This is a genomic window from Bacillus sp. KICET-1 (assembly GCF_027721405.1).
GTDB classification, from domain to species: domain Bacteria; phylum Bacillota; class Bacilli; order Bacillales; family Bacillaceae; genus Bacillus; species Bacillus velezensis.
In genome coordinates this window covers 1,379,375-1,404,732 of sequence record NZ_CP113515.1, presented here as the reverse complement: position 1 = coordinate 1,404,732, position 25,358 = coordinate 1,379,375, and the positions used below count along the sequence as shown (strand labels likewise).

Annotated in this window: 20 protein-coding genes; 8 read left to right on the top strand and 12 right to left on the bottom strand. The window is 43.7% G+C overall.

Annotated elements, in window-relative coordinates; all coding sequences use genetic code 11:
- Positions 1 to 46: 46 nt before the first annotated feature.
- The 3 genes from OVA33_RS07205 to tagD all read right to left on the bottom strand — a co-directional run bounded on the left by OVA33_RS07205 (position 47) and on the right by tagD (position 4,825).
- Positions 47 to 2,209 (bottom strand): teichoic acid poly(glycerol phosphate) polymerase, encoded by a 2,163-nt coding sequence (locus OVA33_RS07205; protein ID WP_017418798.1) that lies wholly within the window; start codon positions 2,207 to 2,209, stop codon positions 47 to 49.
- Between the two features lie 50 nt (positions 2,210 to 2,259).
- Positions 2,260 to 4,278, bottom strand: a complete 2,019-nt coding sequence (locus tag OVA33_RS07200) for an alpha-glucosyltransferase N-terminal domain-containing protein (protein WP_017418797.1) — start codon at positions 4,276 to 4,278, stop codon at positions 2,260 to 2,262.
- A 157-nt stretch (positions 4,279 to 4,435) separates the two neighbouring features.
- On the bottom strand, positions 4,436 to 4,825 hold the full coding sequence (gene tagD / locus OVA33_RS07195) for a glycerol-3-phosphate cytidylyltransferase (RefSeq protein WP_003151361.1): 390 nt from the start codon (positions 4,823 to 4,825) through the stop codon (positions 4,436 to 4,438).
- Positions 4,826 to 5,180: 355 nt separating this feature from the next.
- Here tagD and OVA33_RS07190 point away from each other — a divergent pair, with 355 nt between their 5' ends.
- Together OVA33_RS07190 and OVA33_RS07185 are read left to right on the top strand one after the other, a co-directional pair.
- Positions 5,181 to 5,951, top strand: a complete 771-nt coding sequence (locus OVA33_RS07190) for a WecB/TagA/CpsF family glycosyltransferase (RefSeq protein ID WP_017418796.1) — start codon at positions 5,181 to 5,183, stop codon at positions 5,949 to 5,951.
- Between the two features lie 32 nt (positions 5,952 to 5,983).
- Positions 5,984 to 7,153, top strand: a complete 1,170-nt coding sequence (locus OVA33_RS07185) for a CDP-glycerol--glycerophosphate glycerophosphotransferase (RefSeq protein ID WP_017418795.1) — start codon at positions 5,984 to 5,986, stop codon at positions 7,151 to 7,153.
- A gap of 125 nt (positions 7,154 to 7,278) precedes the next feature.
- On the opposite strand, the gene OVA33_RS07180 is transcribed toward OVA33_RS07185, so the two are convergent.
- Positions 7,279 to 9,918, bottom strand: a complete 2,640-nt coding sequence (locus OVA33_RS07180) for an N-acetylglucosaminidase (RefSeq protein ID WP_017418794.1) — start codon at positions 9,916 to 9,918, stop codon at positions 7,279 to 7,281.
- A gap of 123 nt (positions 9,919 to 10,041) precedes the next feature.
- Positions 10,042 to 10,992: a mannose-6-phosphate isomerase, class I gene (gene manA, locus OVA33_RS07175; RefSeq protein WP_017418793.1), complete on the bottom strand. Its 951-nt coding sequence runs from the start codon at positions 10,990 to 10,992 to the stop codon at positions 10,042 to 10,044.
- 217 nt (positions 10,993 to 11,209) lie between these two features.
- Here manA and OVA33_RS07170 point away from each other — a divergent pair, with 217 nt between their 5' ends.
- The 3 genes from OVA33_RS07170 to OVA33_RS07160 are packed head-to-tail and all read left to right on the top strand — an operon-like array spanning position 11,210 to position 14,900.
- Positions 11,210 to 12,661, top strand: a complete 1,452-nt coding sequence (locus OVA33_RS07170) for a spore germination protein GerBA (RefSeq protein WP_017418792.1) — start codon at positions 11,210 to 11,212, stop codon at positions 12,659 to 12,661.
- Positions 12,662 to 12,666: 5 nt separating this feature from the next.
- Entirely contained in the window at positions 12,667 to 13,773 is a 1,107-nt protein-coding gene (locus OVA33_RS07165; RefSeq protein WP_063636504.1) for a GerAB/ArcD/ProY family transporter, read from the top strand.
- Entirely contained in the window at positions 13,770 to 14,900 is a 1,131-nt protein-coding gene (locus tag OVA33_RS07160; RefSeq protein ID WP_063636505.1) for a Ger(x)C family spore germination protein, read from the top strand. The genes OVA33_RS07165 and OVA33_RS07160 overlap by 4 nt, the downstream gene beginning before the upstream one ends.
- Positions 14,901 to 14,903: 3 nt before the next feature.
- On the opposite strand, the gene OVA33_RS07155 is transcribed toward OVA33_RS07160, so the two are convergent.
- Together OVA33_RS07155 and OVA33_RS07150 are read right to left on the bottom strand one after the other, a co-directional pair.
- Positions 14,904 to 16,316, bottom strand: coding sequence for a bifunctional glycosyltransferase family 2 protein/class I SAM-dependent methyltransferase (locus tag OVA33_RS07155; RefSeq protein WP_017418789.1), 1,413 nt, complete (start codon positions 16,314 to 16,316; stop codon positions 14,904 to 14,906).
- A gap of 93 nt (positions 16,317 to 16,409) precedes the next feature.
- A complete protein-coding gene (locus OVA33_RS07150; protein ID WP_017418788.1) occupies positions 16,410 to 17,786 on the bottom strand; it encodes a sugar porter family MFS transporter in 1,377 nt (458 codons plus the stop codon).
- A gap of 304 nt (positions 17,787 to 18,090) precedes the next feature.
- On the opposite strand from OVA33_RS07150, the gene OVA33_RS07145 reads away from it, so the two are divergent.
- From OVA33_RS07145 to OVA33_RS07135, 3 genes are all read left to right on the top strand, one after another.
- Positions 18,091 to 19,077 (top strand): LCP family protein, encoded by a 987-nt coding sequence (locus OVA33_RS07145; RefSeq protein ID WP_014419036.1) that lies wholly within the window; start codon positions 18,091 to 18,093, stop codon positions 19,075 to 19,077.
- A 154-nt stretch (positions 19,078 to 19,231) separates the two neighbouring features.
- Entirely contained in the window at positions 19,232 to 20,089 is an 858-nt protein-coding gene (locus tag OVA33_RS07140) for a Cof-type HAD-IIB family hydrolase (RefSeq protein WP_053285360.1), read from the top strand.
- Positions 20,090 to 20,194: 105 nt separating this feature from the next.
- Positions 20,195 to 20,920: a sunset domain-containing protein gene (locus tag OVA33_RS07135; RefSeq protein ID WP_063636506.1), complete on the top strand. Its 726-nt coding sequence runs from the start codon at positions 20,195 to 20,197 to the stop codon at positions 20,918 to 20,920.
- Positions 20,921 to 20,959: 39 nt separating this feature from the next.
- Here OVA33_RS07135 and OVA33_RS07130 read toward each other — a convergent pair whose 3' ends face one another.
- The 5 genes from OVA33_RS07130 to pgsB all read right to left on the bottom strand — a co-directional run bounded on the left by OVA33_RS07130 (position 20,960) and on the right by pgsB (position 25,326).
- Positions 20,960 to 22,195, bottom strand: a complete 1,236-nt coding sequence (locus tag OVA33_RS07130) for a C40 family peptidase (protein WP_063636507.1) — start codon at positions 22,193 to 22,195, stop codon at positions 20,960 to 20,962.
- A 149-nt stretch (positions 22,196 to 22,344) separates the two neighbouring features.
- A complete protein-coding gene (locus OVA33_RS07125) occupies positions 22,345 to 22,506 on the bottom strand; it encodes an extrachromosomal elements maintenance protein EdmS (RefSeq protein WP_003151344.1) in 162 nt (53 codons plus the stop codon).
- Between the two features lie 7 nt (positions 22,507 to 22,513).
- The gene (locus tag OVA33_RS07120; protein WP_017418784.1) at positions 22,514 to 23,662 is read right to left on the bottom strand and encodes a CapA family protein; all 1,149 of its coding nucleotides are present in this window, start codon (positions 23,660 to 23,662) and stop codon (positions 22,514 to 22,516) included.
- An 18-nt stretch (positions 23,663 to 23,680) separates the two neighbouring features.
- A complete protein-coding gene (gene pgsC, locus OVA33_RS07115) occupies positions 23,681 to 24,130 on the bottom strand; it encodes a poly-gamma-glutamate biosynthesis protein PgsC (protein ID WP_003151340.1) in 450 nt (149 codons plus the stop codon).
- Between the two features lie 14 nt (positions 24,131 to 24,144).
- Positions 24,145 to 25,326, bottom strand: a complete 1,182-nt coding sequence (gene pgsB, locus OVA33_RS07110; RefSeq protein ID WP_003151337.1) for a poly-gamma-glutamate synthase PgsB — start codon at positions 25,324 to 25,326, stop codon at positions 24,145 to 24,147.
- Between the last annotated feature and the right edge of the window lie 32 nt (positions 25,327 to 25,358).

Below are 25,358 nucleotides of genomic sequence, written 5' to 3'. Positions count from 1 at the left end.
TGTAAAGCATAATAGAAAAACCCCTTGATACAAAGGGGTTTTTCTATTATTCAGATTCAAACACAATTTTCACGACTTTCTCAGAAGAATGTCCTGACTCAAGATAACAGAATTTGTCATAAAAAGGTTTGAATGAAACCGGGTGCCGATAATCCGGTGATGAAATATGTTTGATTGCCTCGATCGTTTCCTCTGTCGTTTTCACTAACGGACCAGGAGCATCTTTCTCAAAATCGAAATAAAACCCTCTGAGTTTATCCCGGTATGTTTCAATATCGGGAACAAAAAACAGCATCGGGCGTTTCAGATTTGCAAAATCGAAAAATACAGAAGAGTAATCGGTAATTAACAGATCTGAAATCATATACAATTCCCGAATATCTTCGTGTGCAGAAAAGTCGTAAGCAAACCCTTCAAACGGACCGAGGTCAAAATTTTCGGCCACAAGATAATGCATTCTCAGAATAACGAGATATTCATCTCCGAGCTCTTCCCTTAATTTATGCAGGTCTAAATCAAGGTCAAATTTATAACGGCCTTTAGCATAAAACTGGTCATCTCTCCATGTCGGCGCATAAAGAATGATTTTCTTATCCTCAGGCAGGTTTAACCTTCTTTTTATCGCTGTGATTGTCTCATTATTATTATCATTATGAAGAAAATCATTTCTCGGATAACCTGATTCAATCATAGTTTTATCGAATTGGAAGGCGCGCGCAAATATCTCAGACGAGTAGGCATTAGGAGAAATTAAATAATCCCAATTGGATGCCTCTTTAATAAAATTCTTTTTATATTTTTTCGTATTAGTACCCGGCATATGAACTTCTTCCATATCCATTGCAAGTCTTTTTAAAGGCGTGCCGTGCCATGTTTGAAGATAGGTTGTATGTTCCGGCTTTGGAATCCATAAAGGCAGACGGCTGTTGACGACCCAATATTCTGCCCGCGCCATAGCAAACAGCCACTTGATAGAAAGCCTGTTAATGTATTGAATGCCCTTCTCTTTAAAAGGCGCTGCATACTGTTTATTTACGCTCCAATACATTTTATATTCAGGATGATTGATTTGCATGTATTCATAAATGGCTCTCGGATTACAGCTGTATTGTTTGCCGTTAAAGCTTTCAAAAATAATGGTCTTGCTTTTAACAGGCATTTTGCTCGCCATTCTGAAAACAACTTTATAACCTTTCGTAATAAGGGAATTTCTGCGTTTTTTCAGTTTTTTCATTTTGGAAATGAAACGTTTTTTCTTCCCTTTTATGAAGTATCTCATCCTTGTTTTCAGGCTGTAGTCGTTCACACGGATACAGACAGTCTGCTTTTTCTTCTTTTTATATACCTCATACCTGACCGGTCCGCTGTCTTTATTCACAACGCTTATGAGGCCTTTCAGTTTATTTTTTCTGTCTCCGAGCACAAGCGGAGTGCTGCTGAGAACAATAGGTTCAGCTTCGTCGTTTTCACAATGAAACTCCATAAACATACGGTAGACAAATCGTTTTTCCAGAGAATAAGGAATATCTTTTAATGGAATTTTTATTTGGAAATCAAAAATTTCAGGGGTGAATGCATCTTCCCGAAGCTGTTCAATATTCTCCGTTTTTTTCGTCATTTTAATAGGGAAATGTTTCTCTACGGGATCTTCTCCCCCTTTTTTAATGACAAATTGCAGGTTTTTAACTGAAAGCTGATTCTCCGAACTTAGATATCCTGCATACCCTGAAATCATAATCTCTTCTGCCTTCAGCTGAATCTCATCAAACTTCACAATTTTCGCTTCTCTTTTTACCTTTAAAGAGAAATTGCCCTTATCGGTTGTATAAGGTAAAATTAACAGCTCAGTCGTATGATCAAGGTGGTAGGCACGCTCAATCGCTTCAGCTTCCACGGTTAAACGCACCTGCTTCGGCTGTTCTTCTTCCGCTGCCGGTTCCCCCAGTACCACATAAAAATCATAAGTCTGTCCCATTTCTAAAGGTTCAGGAAACGAGTGAATATTAATTGATGCACTGTATTGAGCCGGGCTCTCTTTCTCTAAAATAACAACATCCTCGGCTCCGGAACGCCGTTCTTTTAATTTTAAATAACATTTCACTTCCTCAGCTAACGGTTCTTCGCTTTCAAGTGAAATAGAGAGTGCCAGGTCTCCCACATTATTTTTTAAGCTTTTCAAAATACATTTGCTCACGGTATTTTCATCCATACTTATTTTCTGCTCCTCTGAATTAAAGCTCTTCACTTAACCGATTTCACTTAATCGATGTGATCCTTTTTGTTTAATTTAATAGAGAAATTCCCTTTCACAGTCGTATAAGGTTCGAAAGTATATCCGTTATTCATAAACCGATCTTTTTCGCCGAAATTGACTTCACGGCTGGATACCCTTCTTAGAATACGGATATGGTCAGCTGTTATATATTGAATGTAAAAGTCAAGAACCGAAGTATGATTTGCGTCAATTTTTTCTTTTTGGATGTTCTTTTCAAGATCTATATAAAATGGCTGAGCCGGTTGATCAGCGGATACGGATATGATTTCAGATTTGTTTTTCCGATCAATCCCAACCATTCGGACTTTTTCAAATGCATCATTCTGGTCAGACACTGAAACGCTGATCGCTAATCCGTTGGCATTTTTTTCAAAAGATGTGATCGGGTGTTCTTTAGAACCGACTTTTTCAGCAAGCCGTTCCTTTTCTTTTCTCACTTCAACCATTTTGAAAAGAGCATATGACCAATTTTTAATATAGTTTGGTTTAGAGTATTTCTCCGCCATTTTAAAGGCTAGACGTGAAAATTGTTTGTGAGTGCTGTCATCTCTCATTAAAGAGATAATGGCCTCAGCCAGCTTTTCTATATTATATTGTTCAATTACATAGCCGTTTACTCCATCTTCTACCAAGCTTCTGGCACCGTAATCGTAATCGTAAGTTACGACCGGGCATCCATTGCTCAATGCTTCCATATTGGACAGACCGAAGCCTTCAAAGTGAGAAGTTGAAATTGTCAGCCACGCTTTTTGAAACTCGTAATCAGGGTTGTTCGTGTAGCCTTTCAGCAATACATTATTCTTGAGGTTTTGAGCTTTTATTTCCTTTTTGATTTTCTCTGTTTCTCCTCCAGAACCGAATATTTCCAGTTTCGCATCCGGGATTTCATTTACAACAAGTTTGAACGCTTTAACGGCATGCGTCAGGTTTTTCATTGGTACAATCCGAGAGATAATAACCGCTTTATTTCGTTCGCTCGGAACTTTCAAAACCTCTTCATCGAGCGGTTTATTAATCGTATGCGGTGTAAAAAAGAATGTCTCTTTTTCCCCTGAAATCAAACTGAAATCTGCAATCTGCTCCTCAGTGATAAAAAATACGGCATCAAGGTTATTTATTTGGCCGAAAAGTTCTTTATAGCGTCCTTTGATCTGGAACTTATTATCACCATAATGTTTATTGTGAATAATCGCAGCATAATAAGATGACGGCGCTTTTTTCACTCTGAAGACATGTTTATCCTGTAGTCTGCTGTCGACCAGAAATAGTTTAGGCCGATCGTTCTCTTTTTGGAGAATATCAATCCAATGCCTGCGCAACTCAAATTCATCTTTAAATGTTAAAGGGTTTTCTTCTGAGTACCAAGTAAAATGTGTGAATTTGACTGCTTCATTTTGGTCATCCCACATGAAGTGCTTTTCCAGATAAACGACATTTTCGCTGTTGATAAACTCCTGAAGGAAGATTTGATTCGTCTTTGTATCAAAATGAGAGACAATGACGGGTTTTCCTTCTTTATTGTATTCTTCCCTTTTGATTACTTGTTTTTCATCATTCAGGTAATCTACGTAACGCACGTCGTCACTGCCTGAATAATAGGAAAGATTATAATCGTTTGATGATTTTCCGAACATTTTTGAGATAGTTTTGCTTACTTTCCCCTTGCTGACATGTTTTTTTATTTGATTCAGCTCAATTTTCTCCGAATAAATCCGCTTGCCTTTTGTTCTTTTACTTAAAAAGTCATCATACATGTTGATAACTTGTGTATATTGAGGGTCGGTTTTCTTTCTTTCAAAGAGTTCGTTTTTTTTTCTCCGAAATTCCAAATCAAATTTAAAAGTAAGAAAGGCGGTATTCTTTTGACTCTCTTCTCCGAATAGTTTAGAACGCAATAATAGTGATTTGGTCAGACCTCCGTAATCATCCGGGAGGCCTCCTGAGATAAAATAATACATCATATCGGGAAGCTCATTATTATCGTTAATAGGCTGATTGGACAAATTTTTTCTCCCTTTCACCATATGGAATTTAGTAAAACACTGCAAAATAATACTATTCCCTCAGATTATTATAACAAACCTATTTAAGCATCAAAAAGTACTCCTTATCAGCAAATAAGAAGTACTTTGAACAGTTCATGCATTCAATAATTCCGTATTACACCCCGGCAATTTCTTTTTTTATCTGTGTGGTGGAAATGCCTTCGGTTCTAGGGAGGTAGATGACTTCGCATTGATCTTTAAGGAAATCGAATTTGCCTTCCCAATCGTCTCCCATTACGAACACGTCGATGTTGTGATCCGCTACGTCACGTACTTTTTGATCCCAGCTGTTTTCCGGAATGACTTCGTCGACATAACGGATCGTTTCCAGAATCAGCTTTCTGTGTTCATAGCTGTGGTAGGCCTTTTTTTGTTTTTGCAGGTTGAACTCGTCTGTTGAGATGGCAACAACAAGGTAATCTCCAAGCTGCTTTGCGCGCTCAAGCAGTTTAATATGACCCCAATGCAGTAAATCAAACGTTCCGTAAGTAATGACCTTCTTCATGAAACAAAAGCTCCTTTCTATCATCATACGTATAACAAGCAACTGCTCTGAAATGCTGCGCAGCTGTATCCTTAATCACTAAAGTGCCAATTTCGTACTCATGGAACCTCATTATATCACATAGCCCTGAAAAGGTTAAGCCAATGTAAAACGAAGTTAAGTTCCACTTATTAACAAATGTTATTACAATAGGAGTTTAGCAGGGTTTTTGCGCCTATGATTAAAGAAATTGTTATCTTATTTATATTTTTGTAAAACTATTGTTAAGTTTAACTGAAGGTATTATGTTAAAATAAAGCTTAGCCTAAGTCACGAAAAAGTGAAAGAAAATCCCGTACAAAAAGGAGGACGGCAGATGCAGACTGAAATGGTGCACAACCTTTCTTATGTTAATGGAAATTTACAGGAGTTTATTTCATATTTAGACACTTATTATATCGCACAGAAGCAAGGAGCCGTTATTGCGACGGTCAATCCTGAGATCGGATACGCTGCGGCGAAAGACAAAGGTTATCATCAAGTCATTTCTTCCGCGGATTTCGTCCTGCCGGATGGTATCGGCGTCGTGTTAATGTCACGTTTGATGCAGCACCCGCTGAAATCAAGAATTGCGGGATTCGATGTGTTTCTTGCGCTGCTCGGCCTCGCAAACCGGCAGTCTAAAAAAATATTTTTATACGGAGCTAAACAAGACGTGCTTGACGCCGTTTTGAACCGGATCGGCAAAGAGTATCCGAATATTGAGGTTGTCGGAGCCAGCAACGGTTATGAAGCGGATAAACGCTTCGTCGCCAAACAGATTTCCCGGGCGAAACCCGATCTCGTATTTGTCGCCTTAGGATATCCCCATCAGGAACAATTTATTTATGAACACAAACATCTTTTCCCTCAGGCTGTATCGATCGGTTTGGGCGGAAGCTTTGATGTGTTCAGCGGAACGGTGAAACGCGCCCCTGAATGGATGATCAAAACGAATCTGGAATGGCTGTACAGACTGGTGACGAATCCGTGGAGATGGAAAAGGATGCTGAACATTCCGAAGTATGCTTTTACCGTTTTGAGAAATAATAAATCAAATAAAAGCCTGTATTCCAAGCAGGCAGAAGATCAAACGAAACAGCTTTAAACAAATAAAACAGCAAAAGAGATTGGTAATCTATGAACTTGCGATCTTTATTCGCCGCTTTTTATTCTATATATCTGTCTGTTCTCGGCGTTTTGTTCAAGCCTGTAAAGCCCAAGAACCATCTGACCCTGCTGGTATCTTTTGAAGAGAATGCGCAGGCTCTCATCCGTTCTTACAAAGCGCACGCTGAATCGCTTTCTTATGAAATGACGGTTTTGTATACGAGACACGCCGTCAGTCTGAAAAAAGAGCTGGAAGGTGTCGGCTCTTTTTATCTGAACGAAAAACATCCGCTGCATCTTTTGAAGGCTGTTTTGGTCCTTTTTAAAAGCAAAGTGGTGATAACGGATAACTATTTCCTCATGACAAGCGTCTTAAACCGCCGGCCGCAAACGACATGCATTCAGGTGTGGCATGCGAACGGCTCTTTGAAAAAGTTCGGCCTTGAGGATGTGACGAATCAAAATCGTCCGGCATCAGATATCAGCCGTTTTAAAAAAGTGTACCGCTCGTTTGACTTTGTTACCGTCGGTTCAGACGCCATGGCTGACGTTTTTAAAAAGTCGTTCGGCATACGGGACGGCCAGCTGTTAAAAACGGGTATCCCCCTGACTGACGTCTATTATGAAGAACACAAGCCGGAACTGAAGCACAAATGGCCGAAAAAAATCATCTTGTACGCACCGACATTCAGGGATTATGATATGCAATCCTTTCGGCTGCCATTCACCGAAGAACAGCTCACAAACGCGTTAAACGGAGAGTATATGCTGCTTGTAAAGCTTCATCCTGCCGTTTTGCATCATATTTCGGCTTCGTTTGAAAGCGAACTGATCAAGAACGTGTCTGACATGCGTCTTCATGATCTCTTGAAAGCGGCTGATATTTTAATTACGGATTACTCTTCCGTGCCTTTTGAATTCGCGCTCTTAAATAAACCGATTTTCTTTTTCACGTATGATCTGGAGGAATATGATCGAAAACGCGGTTTAATCGACAATTATACGTCCGTCATTCCCGGAAAGGCTTGTCATGACAGCGAAGCCCTTCTGGAGGAAATGACGAAAAAGCCATTTCGTGCAGAAGAAATGAAGCGGTTCTCGGACAAATGGAATATGTATTCAGATGGGAATTCGAGCAGCAAACTGCTCCAATTTGCAGAAGAACAAATAACATACAAAAACACCTGTTCACACAATTGAACAGGTGTTTTATATATTTATATTGCCTCCATAGTGCTTAAAAATAATCGTACAAACAAAAAGACATCTGTCCAATTTAATATTGAAAAAAGCTCGGAAGTATGACTCCGAGCTCTTTAACACGTTTATTTATAGACAGGAATATCATAGTAAAGCTGATAGTTATCTAACAGACTATAGAGACTGTACATTCTATTTACCTGCTTATACGCCCAACCAATATCAGATGCATATTGGTGGCTTACAGAAGGCTCCCATCTCATTTTATACAAGGTATCTTGGTTGTATACGGCATTGTGTATATAACTCTGTCCGATAAATTTGGCCCCTCCAGTAATCGCTGCTTCAGGACTGAACCATCCTTGGTTATATGCATATTGGGCACCCTTGTTCACAGCGTCTCCGTCATATGCACCTATGCCATACATGTTATATACCTTTTTCCCATTATAGGTCACACCGTTTGCCAGCTCTGAGGTACCGTTTCCGGTCTCTAATAAAGCGTGAGAAATCAGGTAGAGCTCATTAATACTGTTAGATTCAGCTGCCTTAATAAAAGCTTCACCTTTTCCTTCAAGAATTCCTTTCCCTTTTAAAATCTTTGTATTGACTTCTGATGCTGTCAGTCCTGCATATTTCGATAACTTCAAAAACTGAAAATAACTTTTATCTGACACAGAAAAGTTTGCGGGGTTTACATAGTAGGAAACTTCTTCCTCGCTTGCTTTCCGCCAACCCATTTTAATTTTTGCCCAGTTATTCTCTACACTAATGATATTAACCTTATAACCTTTTGTCACTGTTCCTATAATATTATTGCTCTTTACCTCTGGAGTAGACCTGACATTAAGAAAATCTGCGGTTACGGTAGAATTTGCACTATTAATATAAGATAGAGATACGTAGGCACTTGAATCCGTCTGCGGGTTCGCTTTTAACTGCTTCGCGACCATTTCACTCATCGTAATATTATAATTTGTTTCCATTATTTGAGGACCGCTTTTCACCTCAACACTTGAAACTGCCCACCCATAAAGCTGCTTCACTTTGCTTGCAGCCTTATCAGCATTGCTTTTTCCTGTAAATTGTTCAGTAATCACTATACTGTATATTGGATTGTTTTTAGTAGTGTAGCTTGCTGATAAGTTCTTTGCCTTAAAGAAACTCAGTCCTTTGTTTAAAGCCGACGATGTGCTGATTTGATCTGTAACTAATTTATATTGCGTGTATGTGCTTTTGCCATTTTGTTTGGCATTGCCTTTCGCATTATTTGTTTTAAAAAAAGTTAACACACGATCTATATCTTTTTGATTTAATAAGTCACTAACAGTGACTTGATATTGCGTATAAGCGGATTTACCGGTTTTTTCACTTACTGCCGTTAATTTTTTTGTCTTGAAGAAAGATTTGACTTGATTAATCTTAGCTGTGTCCAGCAAGGCTTCTGTCTTAATTTTATAAGTTATTCCTTTTGGTTGTTTTATAGATTTGGCAGTTGCATTAATACCGATTTTCTTTAAAGAGTTTAAACCTTTTGTTACTTTTGTTTTGTCAGCAGTCTGTTGTGATAACAGTTGATATTGATTAGCAGCTGTTTTTCCTGAATTTGATTTTGATGATTTTAATTTTTTTCTGCTAAGAAAATTTACTGCTTTATCCGCCTGTGCGTTTGTTACAGCATTTGTTATCACTTGATAAGTTGTTTGGGTTGAAGTTTTCTTTACAGCTGTATAAGTCATATGCCATCTTTTCTTCTTAAAAAAAGCTTGAAGACTTTTTAGTTTTTCCGGGCTGACATCCTTCATTTTCACAACATAATTACTTGTAGCACCAACTTTTTGGTAGGACCCTTTAACTCCTGTGTTATTTATTATTTGGCTGATCGAATTTTTAACCATGCTCAGCCCGTTAAAATAACCCGTTTCTATATTATACGATGTGATAGTTTTTTTATTATTGATGGTTTTGTAACTGCTTTTGACGCCTGTGCTTTGTTCAAGCTGTTTGATAAGACTTTTCGCCTCATCTGCTTTATTGATCAAAGAATTCGTTGTAACAATGTAGTAAGACTGGCCTTTATCAGTCATGTTTAACGTGGCATTCAGCCCAGAATCTTTTTGAAAACTGCTTTTCACTTGGGATGCTGTTTTCTCTCCTTGAATTTTTCCGGATTGAATTTGAATGATCTCCGGTTCCTGTTCAAGTTTTTGATAATTAGCATTGACTCCAGTCTGCTTCTTTAACTCTTGAATAGCAGACTTTGCACCGGCCTCACTTGTCAGCTCAGATGTAACAATGCTTATATAAGGCTGCTTCACACCATTCGGTTTAACAGTACCGGTTAATCCTGTTTCCTTTTTCATTTTATCAAGCAAGTTATTAGCCTGCTGTTCACCTGAAATAGTTCCGGAAACTGCAGTATAATAGGGCTGCTTACTGCCCGTCGGACTTGATGTTCCTTTAATGCCTGTCTGCTTCGTAAAATCGCTTAGTACGCTTTTAGCATTCGTTTCGCTTGTCAGACCTGAAGCAGATATTTGATAGTTCTTAGACGTTCCGCTCTTTTGATAGTCTGCTTTCCATCCGGTATCTTTTTTCAATTTTGTAACTGCCTGAGAAGCCTCACTTTCAGAAGCAAACTTTTGTGTTGTTTCTAACTGATAAATGGAATTGTCAATATAAGCTGCCTTTACTGAGTCTGTTATCGTGAAAAATTCAAGAGTAACCGCTGACAATAACATTGCGGCAGCCAAACTTTTTTTCATTACTTCTCCTCCTTCTCTATATTTATCTATCACACTATTATTTTTATCGGAAAGTGCTTTAATTTTTAAAGTGAAATATATATATAAAAAAACTTAATCCCAGAGCTGGGATTAAGTTTGGTTTTATATATGAGAAACGATGAGCGTGCAATCTCCGTTTATCGTAAAGTCAGGCATCTGATCCGGCAGTATGAAATGCGCGCCTTTTTTAAGCTCGGCGGACTTGCCTCCACAGATGATGGAGCCGCTTCCTTCTGTGACGCTGCACAGCATAAACGGAGCATCCTGGGTCATTTCCGCCGTCCCGCTGATATCCCATTTGTATACAGAAAAATATTCTCCCTGCACAAAGGTTTTGATGGTGACGCCTTTTCTCGTTTCAGTTGATTCATCTAAAAATCCGTCCACATGAGGAACGGTCGCGGCGTTGACGGCATCGCGGATATGCAGATCACGCGTCCCGCCGTTCTGATCTGTACGCCCGTAATCATATATCCGGTAGGCGGCCTCTGAATTCTGCTGTGTTTCAAGCACGAGCGCCCCCGCGCAAATGGCATGGATGGTTCCGCTCGGCACATAATAAAAATCGCCGGGTTTGATCTTCACGCGGCGCAGCAGGCCTTCCCAGTCACCGCTGTTAATCATGGTGACAAGTTCCGCTTTCGAACGGGCCGTGTGACCGTATATGATTTCCGCGTTTTCTTTACAGTCAATAATGTACCAGCACTCAGACTTCCCCATTTCACCCTGTCCATGCTCCTCGGCGTCATAATCGTCAGGATGGACTTTAACAGACTGATGGTGTTTGACGTCCAGTATTTTCGTCAGCAGCGGAAACCGGTCCCCTTCCGTTCCGCCGAATAATTCTCTATGCTGATCCCACAGTTCCATCAAGGTTTTCCCTTGATACGGACCGCTTTTGACCGTGCTCATTCCGTGCGGATGGGCTGATATCGCCCAGCATTCGCCGGTTGTTTCTGAAGGTATGTCGTATCCGAATCGTTCGCGTAATAACGTGCCGCCCCATATTTTTTCTTTACATACAGGCTGTAAAAAAATCGGCTCTTGCGTCATGTTCGTTCCCCTCCCCTTAAAAAGCGGCTCATATCCCATTCCCCCTGTGTCTTTTTTAAAACACGGAGGGAGCCGCGGTTAAAAACAATATGTATAAAATGGCTGACCTGCTCATTATACCATTCGGATGGGGCGGAATGCTCAGTCATTTCCTATTCCAGAATAAAATGCCTTGTTTGTCGCAAATTAAAATAACTGATGGAAAGGGGGGAACATTATGACGATACATGCGGAGCTCGGCAAAAACCTTGAAGCGCTGAAAAAACGGTTCGGCCAAAGCGATGACATGATGTTTTATTCGTTTACGTACGGAAACGGCAAATGTGACGCCTGCCTTATATATATAGACGGACTGACCGACAATCAATTGCTTGCGGAATATATTATTTCGCCCGTGCAGGCGGCCGCCCTGCATCAAGAGGAACCGGCTGAAATACCGCCGTCATCCATCTCTTTCGGCTATCGTCACACCCGGCTTTCTTCACTTAAGGACGCGGAGGCAGACATTTTTTCCGGCAAATCGGTTTTGCTGGCGGAGGGATGGGAGGAAGCCCTTTCGTTTGAAACGGAAACATTTAAAATGCGTGATATTGAAGAACCGGCTTCAGAAGTGCTTGAACGGGGGCCGAGGATAGGTTTTGTCGAAAAGCTCCGAACGAATACGGCGCTTTTGCGCGAGCAGTCCGGTGATCCCAACCTCCAGATCAAAGAGATCACACTCGGCGAACGGACAAAAAAGCGGATCGCCGTTGCCTACATTCGGGATATTGCGCCTGATGATGTTGTAAAAGAAGTGATGAAAAGACTGGATTCGATCACCATTGATGACATTCCGGAATCAGGAACGATCGAGCAGCTTATTGAAGATAACACGTATTCCATTTTCCCGACCGTCTTGACGACCAAACGGCCCGACCGGGTTATGGGCGCTCTTTTGGAAGGAAGGGTCTCCATTCTTGTAGACGGAACGCCTTTTACCCTTTTGGTGCCGGCTACCATTGATGAATTTATCCACTCACCTGACGATTATAATCAGCGGTGGGTTCCGGTTACCTTTCTCAGGCTGCTTCGGTATACATGCATTTTAATCACGATTTATTTACCCGGCCTTTACATATCGCTCGTTACGTTTCACACGGGGCTTTTGCCGACGAGAATGGCGGTGACGATTGCCGGAAGCAGATTGAATGTTCCGTTTCCCCCTTTTGTTGAAGCGTTTATTATGATTTTTACGATTGAGATGATCAGAGAAGCCGGACTCAGGCTGCCGAAGCCGATCGGACAGACGATCGGCCTGATCGGGGGCGTGGTGATCGGGCAGGCCGCCGTTCAGGCGAACATCGTCAGCGCGATGATGGTCATTATCGTATCCGTTACGGCATTGGCTTCTTTTACGGCGCCCTCCTATGCGTTCAATTTTCCGCTGAGACTCATCCGTATTTTTTCGATGATTTTGTCGGCGATATTAGGTTTATACGGACTGATCATGTGTTATCTGCTTGTCGTCGGCCATCTGATGCGCCTGAAAAGCTTCGGCCAGGACTATCTTATTCCGATCATGGCGCAGCCGGGACAGGACTTAAAAGATACGATCGTCAGACTGCCGACGCCTCTTTTGAAAAAACGGCCGACCAGAAAAGAGACGAAAGATAAAATCAAGCAAAGGTGATCACCATGAAAAAACCGGAAGACAAGCTGTCGTTTATGCAGACACTTCTCATGGTAAGCGGAACAATGATCGGAGCGGGCGTGTTAACACTGCCGCGCTCCGCCGCAGCAGCGGACAGTCCGAGCGGATGGATCATTATTCTTGTGCAGAGTCTCGTGTTTATCGGCATCGTCCTGCTCTTTATGCCGTTTTTGCAGAAAAACAGCGGGGAAACCATTTATGAGCTGAATCAAAGCATCATGGGACGCGCCATCGGTTCTCTTCTGAATTTATTCATCAGCTGTTATTTTGTCGTCACCGTCTGTTTTCAAGCCCGTTTTCTCGGTGAGGTCATCAATTACTTTTTACTGAAAAATACGCCGATGGGTGTCGTTATATTCATCTTTCTGGCGGTCGGCATCTACCATGTGACCGGCGGGGTGTATCCCATTTCAAAACTCTATGCTTATCTCTTTCCGATTGCGATCGTCATTCTGATTGTGCTGCTCATATTCAGCCTGAGACTGTTTAAGCTGGATTTCGTCCGCCCGGTCTTGGATGGGGGCTACAAAAGCTTTTTTGAGCTGTTTCCGCGGACCCTTCTGTATTTTTCAGGACTTGAGGTGATTCTTTATCTGGTGCCGTTTATGAAAAATCCGAAGCAGGCGAAAAAGGCTGCCGTCTTCGGCATCGCATGCGCAGGCTTATTTTACAGCTTTACGCTGCTTGTCGTCATCGGCTGTATGTCGATCGCTGAAGCCAAAACGGTGACATATCCGACCATTTCCCTGATTCACGCCTTGGAAATCCGCGGTATTTTCATCGAAAGGTTTGATATCTTTCTTTTAATTACGTGGACATGCCAGCAGTTCACCTGTATGCTCGGTTCTTTTAAAGGAGCGCATCTCGGGTTAAACACCATTTTCAGACTGAAAAATAAAAACAATGCCTGGCTGCTGGGGGGCTTATTGGCAGTGACATTCGGCCTTTCAATGTACCCCGATGATATCAACAGTGTGTTTGCATTCGCGAATATTCTCGGATATGCGTTTTTTGCCGTCATTATGATTCCTTTTCTCATCTGGTTTGTCAGCTGGATGAAAAAAATAGCCGGGAGGAAACAGACGTCATGACACTTTTCATCAAATGGGCGGCGGCGCTTTTCATACTGATGACGCTTTCAGGGTGCTGGGACGCGAAGGAAGTCGAAAAGCTATCTTTCGCCCGGGGACTGGCGATAGACGAGACGAGTGACCGCCGATATAAATTAACCTATCAAAACCTGCTGCCCCAAAGTGAAAACAGCCAGGCTTCCGGCCGGCCCGTGTTTGTCAATGTGACGTCGCGGGGGGATACCATTCTTGAAGCCGTCAGTGAAGTCGCTTTAAAAGATCCGCCCGTTTACAGCGATCATTTAAAAGTGCTGATATTCAGCGACAAATTGCTGGCCGACCAAAATATACTCCAGATGATGAATCATTTTATCCGTGATGATGAATTAAGGCGGAGCAGCTATCTCTTCGCGGCGAGAGGCAAAGCGTCCGATATTCTGACAGAGCCGACGCCGAATCAGCAGCAGCCCATGCCCGCGGAAAAGCTGATCGACCTTACGAACAACGGCGGCTACAACGGGAAGATTTTAAAACCGCTCCGAATCGGGAGAGCTTCGATTTACTGCCATAATAAACTCAGTTTTCTCATTCAGGCCGTCAGCAATCAAAAAGGAAAAACGGTGTATGACGGAGCGGCCATTATCAAAAACGGAAAACAAAACAGATTGGCAGGCTTTCTGTCATCATACGAAGTACAAAGCCTGAATTGGCTGACGGGGACGATACAGGGCGGCGTGCTGCCCGCTTTGGATAAAGGAGGGCACCCGATTACCTTCGAGATCAAAAAATCAACATCCTCCATCACCCCCCTGCTGAAAAACGGGAAGCTGTCATTTCACGTAGCGGTGAAAACAAAAGGACTTTTGTCAGAGGATCAATATGCCGGAGAAGATTCATTCGATCAGCACTATTTAAACGGGCTGGAAAAGATTTTCGAAAAAAAACTGAAAAGCGATATGAAAGAAGTCATCGATAAGCTGCAGAATCAATATGAAACGGACCCTGTCTTCTTTTCTGACAGAGTCCGCATTCAATATCCCGACTATTGGAAGAAAGTGAAGCATCACTGGGATGAAACCTTCTCCGAAGCGGCCTTTGACTATGATGTTTCCATTCAGATTACCAACTTCGGAACGATGGGGCGGTAGCCTTCAGCGTGTTTTTTCGACACGAAGGAGAATCTGATAAATCCGGCTTTGTTCGGGCAGCTGTGTCACCGGAAATTGCATCGATTGCGCCATTCGTGTGATTTCCTGTAAAAACAGCTGCACCCGCTCATCCACGTGAACATACGTATAGGACTGCTTTTTCACGTCAAATGTCTCTTCCGGAAAGAGCGTGCGCACCGTCTGCGGCGTAAAAAACCGCAAGTGGGTGCGGTCGAGAATACCGGCGTCTCTGTATGTCCAGTCACCGAGCAGAAGCGGGAACAGCGCTTCGGCGTGGGAAATATTCGGAATGCTGCAAACGATTGATCCGGCAGGCGACAAATAGGATGAGTACGTTTCAATGACGCGCCACGGGTCTTTTAAGTGCTCAAGGATGTCCGCGAAAATGATGCAATCAAAAAAGCCTTCCGGATAAGGCAGCTTCACTTTTTCGACATCTTCCTGCAGCACCGCTTCATAATGTCCTTTTGCCGCTTGCGCCGCCAGCGGGTGCAGTTCTATTCCGTACAGTTCGCAAGGCTGTCTGTTTTGAAGTTCCAGCCCCGTAGCTCCCGCACCACAGCCGACATCAAGTATCCGTTTCGCCTCCCGGGGAACGAGCTCCGCAATTTCCGGTCTCGGATGAGTAAAGTACGTAAAATCAGTGCCCCATTTTTCCGTAAAACGCTGGCGGTTCTCCGAATATAACTGATTGATATTGATATCCTGATTAGCCGTAAACGTCGCATGCCCGTGGTGATGCACAAAGGCATCGAGAGCGATGTGCAGGCTGTATCCTTTTTGCAGGGCGCGCAGACATAGGTCATCATCTTCAAAAGAACCGTATCCGAATTGCTCATCAAACGGGCCGGTGTCTTCAATGACGCTTTTTTTCACCAGAAGACAGAAGCCGACAAGGCGCAGCACCCGCTTTGTATGATGCTTTTCCCGTGCGCAATACGCCTCCGCGAATGATTCCAGCTCATCAAGCGATTGATATGCGTCATGGATCATTTGCGCGCCGCTGACATAGTTGCTGACGGGCCCGACCATACCGGCTTTTTCAGAATGATACAGCACCCTCAGCATGGAGGTGAGCCAATTTTTCGTGACCATCGTATCGTTGTTCAGAAACAGCAGATTTTCTCCCCCTGCCGCTTCGATACCCTGGTTGCACCCTTTGGCGAACCCGAGGTTTTTTTCATTTAGGATGACTTTGACGTCAGGCAGATTTGATATGTATTCTCTCGTTCCGTCTGAGGAACCGTTGTCAACTATAATCAGTTCAATCTTATCTTTGTCGGTGTATCGTTCAATGCTGGCCAGACATTTTTTCGTCAGCTCAAGTTCATTATATGTAAGGATAATAATACTCGTTTTCACCGGCATCCCCGCCTTTATCGTGACTTTATACAACGTATGACATATCCCCGTCATTTATGTGACCGGGCGCCCGCTCGGCATCCGTTTTGAGGGGCCGGTGAATAACCGCCCCCCTAAAACTGAATATTACGGATGAACTGTCCGCCGATTTGATTCTGATCCCGAGCCTCCGTTACGGCTTTTCAGATCCTGCTCAATTTCTTCAAGGCTTTTCCCCTTCGTCTCGGTCACTTTAAACCGGACGAACAGGAATGCCAGTATCCCGATCGCGGCATAAATGAGAAATAAATAGCTGATGCCGACTGCTTCCATTAACATCGGATAGGTTAATGAGACAATCAATGTTCCGGCATGCAGCATCAAAGTGGAGACACCCGTCCCGATACCCCGGACATGCAGCGGGAATAATTCAGGAAGCATGACCCATACGGCAGGCCCCCAGCTGACCGCAAACACAATGATAAACAGGCCTAAACAAATCACCGTTGTCCATGATGCGGCTGCTGAATGTTCAAAGAAAAGATTGACCGCGGCCAATACGAGCAGACTGATGACCATGCCCGCATTTCCGGCCAGCAGCAGCGGCTTCCGGCCGATCTTATCAATGACTTTAATAGCCGCAAGCGTCATGATGACATTGACGGCGCCGATTCCGACCGTTCCCAATATAGACGCGGAATTGCCGAACCCGACACTGGTAAATGTTTTCGGGGCGTAATAAATAATTGTATTTGTCCCGATGAATTGCTGCAAAAAGGCAAGTCCGAGGCCGGCAATCAGCGCGGGTCTCACCCACGGCTCAAACAATTCTTTCAAGCCGCCTTCGTTTTCCTTTTCCGCTTCTTTCATCTGATCAATCTCATCATCAATATTCTTCGTTCCCCGCAATAATGAAAGGATTTCTCTTGCTTTCTCTTCTTTGCCGATCGTAAACAGCCAGCGCGGGCTTTCCGGCATAAATAAGATTCCGATCAGCAGAATGACTGACGGCACAACCGCAAGTCCAAGCATCCAGCGCCAAGCGCCTGCATCGGCAAATATATAGTTCACGATATAAGAAACGAGGATTCCGACCGTAATCATCAGCTGATTCAGCGAAGAAAGCGCCCCCCGTTTATGCTTCGGAGCCAGCTCCGATAAATAGAGCGGAACGATCGTTGTAGATGTTCCGACAGCCAGTCCGAGAATGATCCGGAAAAGAACCATCACCTCTGTATTCGGGGCAAAAGCGACTCCTAAACCGCCTATACAAAACAGCAGCGCCGCTCCCATGATGGCCTTCCGCCTGCCGAACCGGTCGGTCAGTTTGCCGGCGAATCCCGATCCGAGAATCGCCCCCGCCAATAACGAACTGACGACGAGGCCTTCTGTAAAGGCGTTCAGTCCCAGTTCTTTTTTCATAAATAAAATAGCTCCGGAAATGACTCCGGTATCATATCCGTATAACGCGCCGCCGAGTGCGCCGAAAAAATAGAGCCATTTATTCGAGTGTATGCTTTTCATGTTATATAGACTCCCTTCATCCAACGCTGTATCCGCGCGGAATTGTTCTACTGCTTCTTTTGCCTGTTTCCGATCGTTTCAAACCTTCCGCACCGTTAATATCCATTATTTTACTGATTATTTTTTACAAAGCGCCGAAACATTTCCCGCTTCCTGCCGTCCAATATAATGTGAACCTAATGCAAAAATAACAGTAGATGTTGTCGAAATAGAGAGAAAGATTTGGAATTTTCTCATTTGAAGAGTTGCTCCAAGTCAACAATTATGGTACGCTTCACAAAGAATAGAAACGAGAGGTAATGATATGGAAGAACGATCTCAACGCAGAAAAAAGAAAAGACGCCTCAGAAAATGGGTGAAATTTGTACTGGTATTCGCCGCTTTCTTATTGGTGATCGCCGGTTCCGTCGGCACCTACGCATTTGTGAAATTGAATAATGCGACCAAAGAAGCGCACGTCAGCCTTGACCGCGGCGACCAGTCCGTAAAACGGATCAAAGAATTTGACCCGAAGAAGGATTCTTTCACCGTATTGCTTTTAGGAATAGACGCCCGTGACAGTAAGGGTGAATCAGTAGATGACGCAAGAAGTGACGCCAACGTGCTCGTCACCTTCAACCGGAAAAAGAAAACAGCGACGATGCTCAGCATTCCGCGGGATTCCTATGTCAACATCCCGGGACACGGCTATGACAAATTCGCACACGCACATGCTTACGGCGGTTATAATTTAACTTATAAAACAGTAGAAAACATGCTTGATATTCCGGTAGATTATGTGGTTGAGAGCAACTTCGACGCGTTCCGCGATGTCGTCAATGAGTTGAACGGCGTTACGGTAAATGTGAAAAGCCAGAAAATTGCCGATCGTATTAAGGTCGATACAAAAGGAAAAGTCGTGCTGAAGCCGGGCGTCCAGACGCTTGACGGTGAGCAGGCACTGGCTTATGTAAGAACACGCAAAGCCGACACCGATCTGATGCGCGGACAAAGACAGATGGAAGTGCTGAGCGCCATTATTAAAAAATCTAAATCGTTAAGCTCGATCCCATCTTATGACGATATCGTCGACAGCTTAGGGAAAAACTTAAAAATGAACTTATCTCTTAATGACGCCATCGGTCTGTTCCCGTTTATCACATCGCTGAAATCGGTGGATTCTTTGCAGCTGACAGGTTCAGACAGCTATATTTACACTCCTCAGTACGGCAAAAATATTTATTACTTCAAGCTGAATGAGGAAAACCTTCAAGAAGTGAAAACGAAATTAAAAAATGATTTAAACGCGTAAGATGTCACGGCGGGGTTAGCAAATCCCGCCGTTTTTCTGTTGAAAAAAAGGACATGAAGGTATAGCCTTTTAACTGACGGCTTTCTGCTGATTTCGCACAAAGCTGAACATACTACATGAAGCAGCTTTATTTTTAAGGAGGGCATCCATACATATGAAATTGATAGCCATTGACTTAGACGGCACATTACTGAACTCGGACAGTGTGATTTCTCCGGAAAACAGAGCGGCTTTACAAAGAGCGGATGAAGCGGGCATTCTCGTGGCCATCTGCACGGGCAGAGCCACATTTGATGTAAAAGCGCTCTTAAAGGATTTGGATATTCCGATCATTGCGGCAAACGGCGGGACAGTCCATGACAAAGGATACCGCCTCGTCAGCCGGCTCTTAATGGATCAGCAGGCCGGGAAGGATATCGCCGCTTATTTAACGGACAACAACATTTACTTTGAGGTCTATACAGATGATCATCTGCTGTCCCCGTTTGACGGCGAGTCCAAACTGCAGGCAGAACTGGACATTCTGAAAAGCGCCAATCCCAAGGAAGATATTCGGACATTATGGGAGGGCGCAAAGACGCAGTTCAAACAATTCGGCATTAAACCCGTGCAGGATATACAGGCGATTTTTAACGGAGACGAACATGTTTACAAGCTTCTTTGTTTCTCTTTTGATATGGAAAAACTGAGAAACGCCAAAGAAGAAATTACACATCATCCGAAATTATCCCAGACATCTTCCGGAAAACACATTATCGAAATCCTCCCTGCCGGTTCCGGAAAGGGACGTGCTCTGACGGAGCTTGCCTCACTGTACGGAATTGAAAAACAGGATATTTACGCCATCGGCGACAGCCCGAATGATTTCTCCATGTTTGAAGCGGCGGGAAACCGCATCGCCATGGGCAATGCGATTGATGAACTGAAGGAAAAAAGCACGTATATTACAAAAAGCAACGATGAAAACGGCGTCGCATATTTCATCAACCGGCTTCTCGACAACGAGCAATAAAAGGCAAAAGCCAGGTCTTTCACGGCCTGGTTTTTCATGTTTCCCAAAAAAGGAATTCCCAAAAATGAAAATAAATTGTAAGATAAAGAAAAAAGGAGTTTCATGATGTCGAATGCAATCGCTATTATAGGATGTTTAGCTTTTCTCTGCGCAGTCGGATACGGAATATTCCATCTCATATGCAAAGCGGCAAAAAAAGACAAACATTTTTCAAAAAAGCTGTTTTGGCCCCTTCTCATCGGCGGATTTATCCTGCTTCTGACCGGCGCCTCCCTCGCAGAGCCGGACGCCTCGGCCGTGAAGGCAGAGGAGAAATACAGCACCCTTGATACCGCTTATCAAAAATTGACGAAGGAACACCAGGCGCTTGAGAAAAAATATGAAAACATCAGTGCCGCGGCCGAAAAGGAGAAATCCGAAGCCGAAGCCGGCAATGAAGAAAAACTCAGCAAACTCAGCCAAGAGATAAGCAAGCTGAAAAAAACAAACAAATCACTCAAACAAGACAATGAGAAATTAAAAAATTCACAAAAGAAGCTCGAAAAGACCGCTGAAACGCTTCAGTCAGAAAATAAAACTTTAAAGCGGCAGAAAGCAGAAACAAAAATATCCGAAAATGCGGAAACGGCGCAAAACAACGCCCCTTCCTCCGGCGGACATGCCGAAACGAAAGCAGCCGGCACCTCACAGGGATGCGACATTAAAGGCAGCCGGAACGGCATTTATCACACACCGGGAAGTACATACTACGACCGGACGACAGATCCCGCGGAAATGTTCTGTTCCGTAGAGGATGCGGTAGCGGCCGGATACAGAGCGCCGAAACGGTAAAAGAAAAAGACGTCAGAGACACTCTCTGACGTCTTTTTTTTACGGGAGCCGGATGCTGCCCGCATATTTGTCCTTCCAATAAGCGCTTGTGTTCATATTTGTTATGGTAACGCCTGCGGACACGGTGACATGAATCACTTGTCCGTTCCCGATATAAATGGCCGGATTCAGGCTTTCCGCTTTAAAGAAGACCAGATCGCCGGGCTTCAGATCTTGTTTATCGACCGGAACGCCCGCCTGCATCTGCTTGTCCGCATAACGCGGCAGGCTGATTCCTTTCACTTTTTGATAGATGTATTGAACAAATCCCGCCGTATCAAAGCCGGTTTCCGGTGAAACGCCGCCTTTCAGATAAGAAATTCCGATATGATCGGCCGCTGTGGACACAACGGGATTTTCTTTAGAAATGGCTAAATTGCTGAATCGGCGCACCCCCGTAAAATGTTTTTTCCAATAATCTTCCGACAAGTAAGAAATGGTGACTTTTGCGGAGCGGCTTGCTTGGATGAACCTTCCCTCTCCCGCATAAATGCCCGCATGGGAAATTCCTTTTTTATACGTGTCGCTGAAATAAATCACGTCCCCGGGCTTTATGCCGCTCAGTTTGATTTTCTCACCGACCAGCCACTGCTGTTCCGCAGATCTCGGCAGGTAAATGTGAAGCTTGTTTTCAAAAACATATTGAACCAGCCCCGAACAGTCGAATCCCTCCTCGGGCGTGCTTCCGCCGAATACATACGGAATGTCGAGGTAAAGGGCTGCCTCCTGAACGATCGGATCATCAGCCAGTTCCGGATCTTTTGTAATCCGCTTTGCGCCAAGATATAAATTCATCCAATAACTGCTTTTTTGAAAGCGTGTGACGGTTACGCCTTCAGACGGAGAACTGTGTATCATCTCTCCGTTTCCGATATAAAGACCGTCATGGACGGGCGCGTTTTGTGTTGAATCCGACTTTTTGAAAAACACAAGATCTCCCGGTAAAAGGTCATTTTCTTTGACGGCGGTTCCAATCTTCCATTGATCACTGACCGTTCTCGGCAGATGGATGTTCTGTCTGCTGAAAAGATAATGCATCAATCCGGACGGATCAAAACCGTCCTCAGGCTCTTCGCCTCCGTAAACATATTTATTTCCGACAAGTTTTTGCGCGTCTGAAACCATCAGGACAGAAACTTGAGAATCCGCTTCAGCAATTTCCGTTCTCGTCACTGCGGGTGCCACAAGACAAATCATAAGGCCGGCAAGGATGTACTTCCTCCAGCTTGTGAGCATGTTTTCTATTCACTCTCCTTATTTTTGGTAGTTTTTACATCGGTAACTTTTAACAAATGTTTAGGAGAGTACACAAAAAAGAATGCCCGATATGGGCATTCTTTACTGGATTCGGAACAAACAATATGCCGGCAAGCGGAATCATGCGCTTATTTTGCGCCCGCTGTGTCCTCTTGCTGAATTTTTTGCATTTCCGTGTCAATTTTTTGTTTTTCCTGATCTGTGAGCTGATCATTGTATTTAAACGCTGACATAAACATAAAGACCATAATGATCGCGGCAAACGGCCATCCTGCTTTAATGATTTTCATTTGTTTTTCACTCCGCTTTCTTTTTTAAGATATCGCTGTGATCCACATCAAACGTTAATTTTCCATCCTTGACGCTCCACTTGAAATTCGATTCTTTCGTCAGTTCACGTACGATCGTTTTATGATTGATGCTGCCTTTTTTAACCGGTGCAGGCGTTGCTTCATGAATATTCATCGGCGTGACTTCAAAGCGTCCCGTGCCGTTTTTCTGCAGATGATATTGAACAAGCGCCGTGTCTCTCGTTCTTGTCCACCCCTGGTCGAATACGAAGTTGCCCAGGCTGTAGAAAATAACGGTGCCGTGGTACATTTCGATCGGTTCCAGCACGTGCGGATGGTGTCCGACGATAATATCCGCTCCGGCATCTGACATTGCTCTTGCCAATTGGCGCTGTCTGTCATTCGGATCATTATCGTATTCCTGTCCCCAGTGTGTTTGAACAATGACAAGATCGGCTTTCTTTTTGGCTTTAGAAATCATCGGAATAAACAGCTCTGGATCGGCCGGAAGCACACCCGGCGCATTTCGTTTCGCTGCAAAGCCTTTTCCGGAAACATCGGTGAAACCCAGTGTTGCGATTTTGATTCCGTTTACATCTTGATACGAAATGTTCTGCTCGGCTTCCTTCAGCGTGAGGCCCGCGCCGACAAGTTCAAGATTTTGCTTTGAAAACTCTTCAACCGTATCCCGCATTCCTTGAGGGCCGTAATCCATCGCATGGTTGTTGGCTGCCGTGAGAACGGTGAAATTCATGTCCTTCAATACTTTTACGGCATCTTTGTTTGACTGAAGGTGGATATTTTTTTCTGCTTCTTTGTAGTTCTTTTTATATGTAACCGGGTTTTCAAAGTTCCCCGACACATAGTCGGATGCTTCGAAGAATGGCTTTGCGTAACGGAAGACACTCTCCGTGCCTTTATGCTTTGTCACTTTCTCGACATTCCGGCCCATCATAATATCTCCGACGAATGAGGCTGATACAAGGTCATCGGCATTTCTTTTCACACTCGGCGTTTCCGCCTTCCCTGTCAGGATGCAGACGAACATCAGGCAAAAGACGATCGGCAGCGCGATAAAAACGTGAAGATTGGTCTTCTTTTTCTGCTGTTTGGTCAGCTTCAGCAGTTTTTCTTGAAAGCTTAATTGTTTTTTCATCGTTTGACACACCTTACATTAGATTAAGTAGTAAGCAAACATAATGGCAAAAGTTGCGCCGCTTAAGAACAGCGTGCTGGCAAATGTAATCGTTAATCCCTGTTTCTGAATGGTATTGGCGATCAGACCCGGTACGATGATACCGATTCCGCGGAATTCTGATATCTCAAACGGTACGATCGGGTAAAGGAAATCAAGGGCGATTTTTAAGCAGATTCCCGTTATCAGCATAGCTGCGAACTTTCTGCGTCCGTACAAAATCATAAATCTGGATAAACCGTATTTGACGATCACGTATGTAAGAAGACTCACTAACAATACGAGTAAAATAAAGACCGGCTGGTTAAAAACGAGCCCTAAATAACCCGGCACGACTAAACCGGCAGGTACGATACCTGTTTTTTCCGCGAAAATTAAACTGATTAACACGCCTAAAATAAGTGAGATGTATAAATCTGATCCGAACATTTATCCTTTTCCTCCTAGCTAACGAGCTGTTTCACCTTATACTCTTGAATTTTTTCAATTAATGGTTCCGCTGAACCGTGGATATTGCCGACGCCATATATGACACGGTTTTGCATTCTTGTTTTCAGCACGTCCATGATTTCGTCTGTTGATTTATATTCCAGATCGTGCAATGTATCGGCAGGAATCTTGCCTTCTTCATAAGCTCTGACGATCGGTTCCGTCGTCTCGCCGATGAGTATGAGTTCCTTCGTTTTAATGTACGGAAGCACGTCGTTTGCGAACTGAATCGTTCTGTCCACACGGTCGGCGCGGCAGTTCATGATGACGATCGGTTCATCTGTCGGGTAGCCGATTTCCTTTACACGTTTCCATATATTCAAAGTAGAAGATGCATCATTTGCGGCAAAGCCGTTTACGAAATGACCGGGCTCCTTCGTGCTGAGCAGCGGCAGGATTCTCATGGCGCCAGGATCAGGCGGCGCGTTCAGCATTCCTTTAAACGCCGTTTCTTCATCTATCCCAAGAGCCTGGGCAACGCCGAGCGCAAGGGAAGCGTTATCAGGAAAGACCATATATTCAAATTTACGAAGGTATTCATCTGTAATTTTAGAGTTATCCGCAATAATGACCTCGGTATTCCGCTCTGCGGCTTTTTCTTTAAAGAAGTCTGTGTATTCACTGTCTGTAATGACAAGGTGACCGTTATACGGTATCGTCGCGGTAAAAGCTTCAGCGATTTCATCAAGCGTCGGCCCCATGACGTCCATATGGTCTTCAAGCACATTCACGATGACGCCGATGTTGGCTTGAAGGAGTTCTTCCTGAAAGATAATCTGATAATCCGGGTTTACCGCCATACATTCACTGACAATGGCATTGGCGCCCCGTTCTACGGTTTCCTTCATTACTTCTTTTTGCTCGCCGATATTCGGGCCCTGCGGTTTCCGTTTGATCGGTTTCTCCTCAGGTGTATCCCAATAGATCATCCTTGCATCTGTTCCCGTCGTTTTTCCGACTGTTTTGTAGCCCGCCTCCATCAGTATTCCGGTCGTCAGCCTCGTTACGGTTGACTTTCCGCGGATACCATTAATATTGACGCGTACTGGCAGAGCATCGATATTCTTCTGATGCCGCCTTTTTTCAATGATTCCGATGATTAGTACGGCAGCACAGGCTATAATGAGTAACCACATTGATTTTTGACATCTCCTTCTGTATTGATAAA

Coding starts and splice junctions, on each gene's coding strand:
- pgsB (WP_003151337.1), bottom strand. CDS start 25,326: ATGTGGTTACTCATTATAGCCTGTGCTGCCGTACTAATCATCGGAATC.
- OVA33_RS07130 (WP_063636507.1), bottom strand. CDS start 22,195: ATGCTCACAAGCTGGAGGAAGTACATCCTTGCCGGCCTTATGATTTGT.
- OVA33_RS07150 (WP_017418788.1), bottom strand. CDS start 17,786: ATGAAAAGCATACACTCGAATAAATGGCTCTATTTTTTCGGCGCACTC.
- OVA33_RS07180 (WP_017418794.1), bottom strand. CDS start 9,918: ATGAAAAAAAGTTTGGCTGCCGCAATGTTATTGTCAGCGGTTACTCTT.
- OVA33_RS07190 (WP_017418796.1), top strand. CDS start 5,181: ATGCAGACTGAAATGGTGCACAACCTTTCTTATGTTAATGGAAATTTA.
- OVA33_RS07125 (WP_003151344.1), bottom strand. CDS start 22,506: ATGAAAATCATTAAAGCAGGATGGCCGTTTGCCGCGATCATTATGGTC.
- OVA33_RS07140 (WP_053285360.1), top strand. CDS start 19,232: ATGAAATTGATAGCCATTGACTTAGACGGCACATTACTGAACTCGGAC.
- OVA33_RS07170 (WP_017418792.1), top strand. CDS start 11,210: ATGACGATACATGCGGAGCTCGGCAAAAACCTTGAAGCGCTGAAAAAA.
- manA (WP_017418793.1), bottom strand. CDS start 10,992: ATGACGCAAGAGCCGATTTTTTTACAGCCTGTATGTAAAGAAAAAATA.
- OVA33_RS07135 (WP_063636506.1), top strand. CDS start 20,195: ATGTCGAATGCAATCGCTATTATAGGATGTTTAGCTTTTCTCTGCGCA.
- OVA33_RS07145 (WP_014419036.1), top strand. CDS start 18,091: ATGGAAGAACGATCTCAACGCAGAAAAAAGAAAAGACGCCTCAGAAAA.
- OVA33_RS07160 (WP_063636505.1), top strand. CDS start 13,770: ATGACACTTTTCATCAAATGGGCGGCGGCGCTTTTCATACTGATGACG.
- OVA33_RS07205 (WP_017418798.1), bottom strand. CDS start 2,209: ATGGATGAAAATACCGTGAGCAAATGTATTTTGAAAAGCTTAAAAAAT.
- tagD (WP_003151361.1), bottom strand. CDS start 4,825: ATGAAGAAGGTCATTACTTACGGAACGTTTGATTTACTGCATTGGGGT.
- pgsC (WP_003151340.1), bottom strand. CDS start 24,130: ATGTTCGGATCAGATTTATACATCTCACTTATTTTAGGCGTGTTAATC.
- OVA33_RS07185 (WP_017418795.1), top strand. CDS start 5,984: ATGAACTTGCGATCTTTATTCGCCGCTTTTTATTCTATATATCTGTCT.
- OVA33_RS07120 (WP_017418784.1), bottom strand. CDS start 23,662: ATGAAAAAACAATTAAGCTTTCAAGAAAAACTGCTGAAGCTGACCAAA.
- OVA33_RS07165 (WP_063636504.1), top strand. CDS start 12,667: ATGAAAAAACCGGAAGACAAGCTGTCGTTTATGCAGACACTTCTCATG.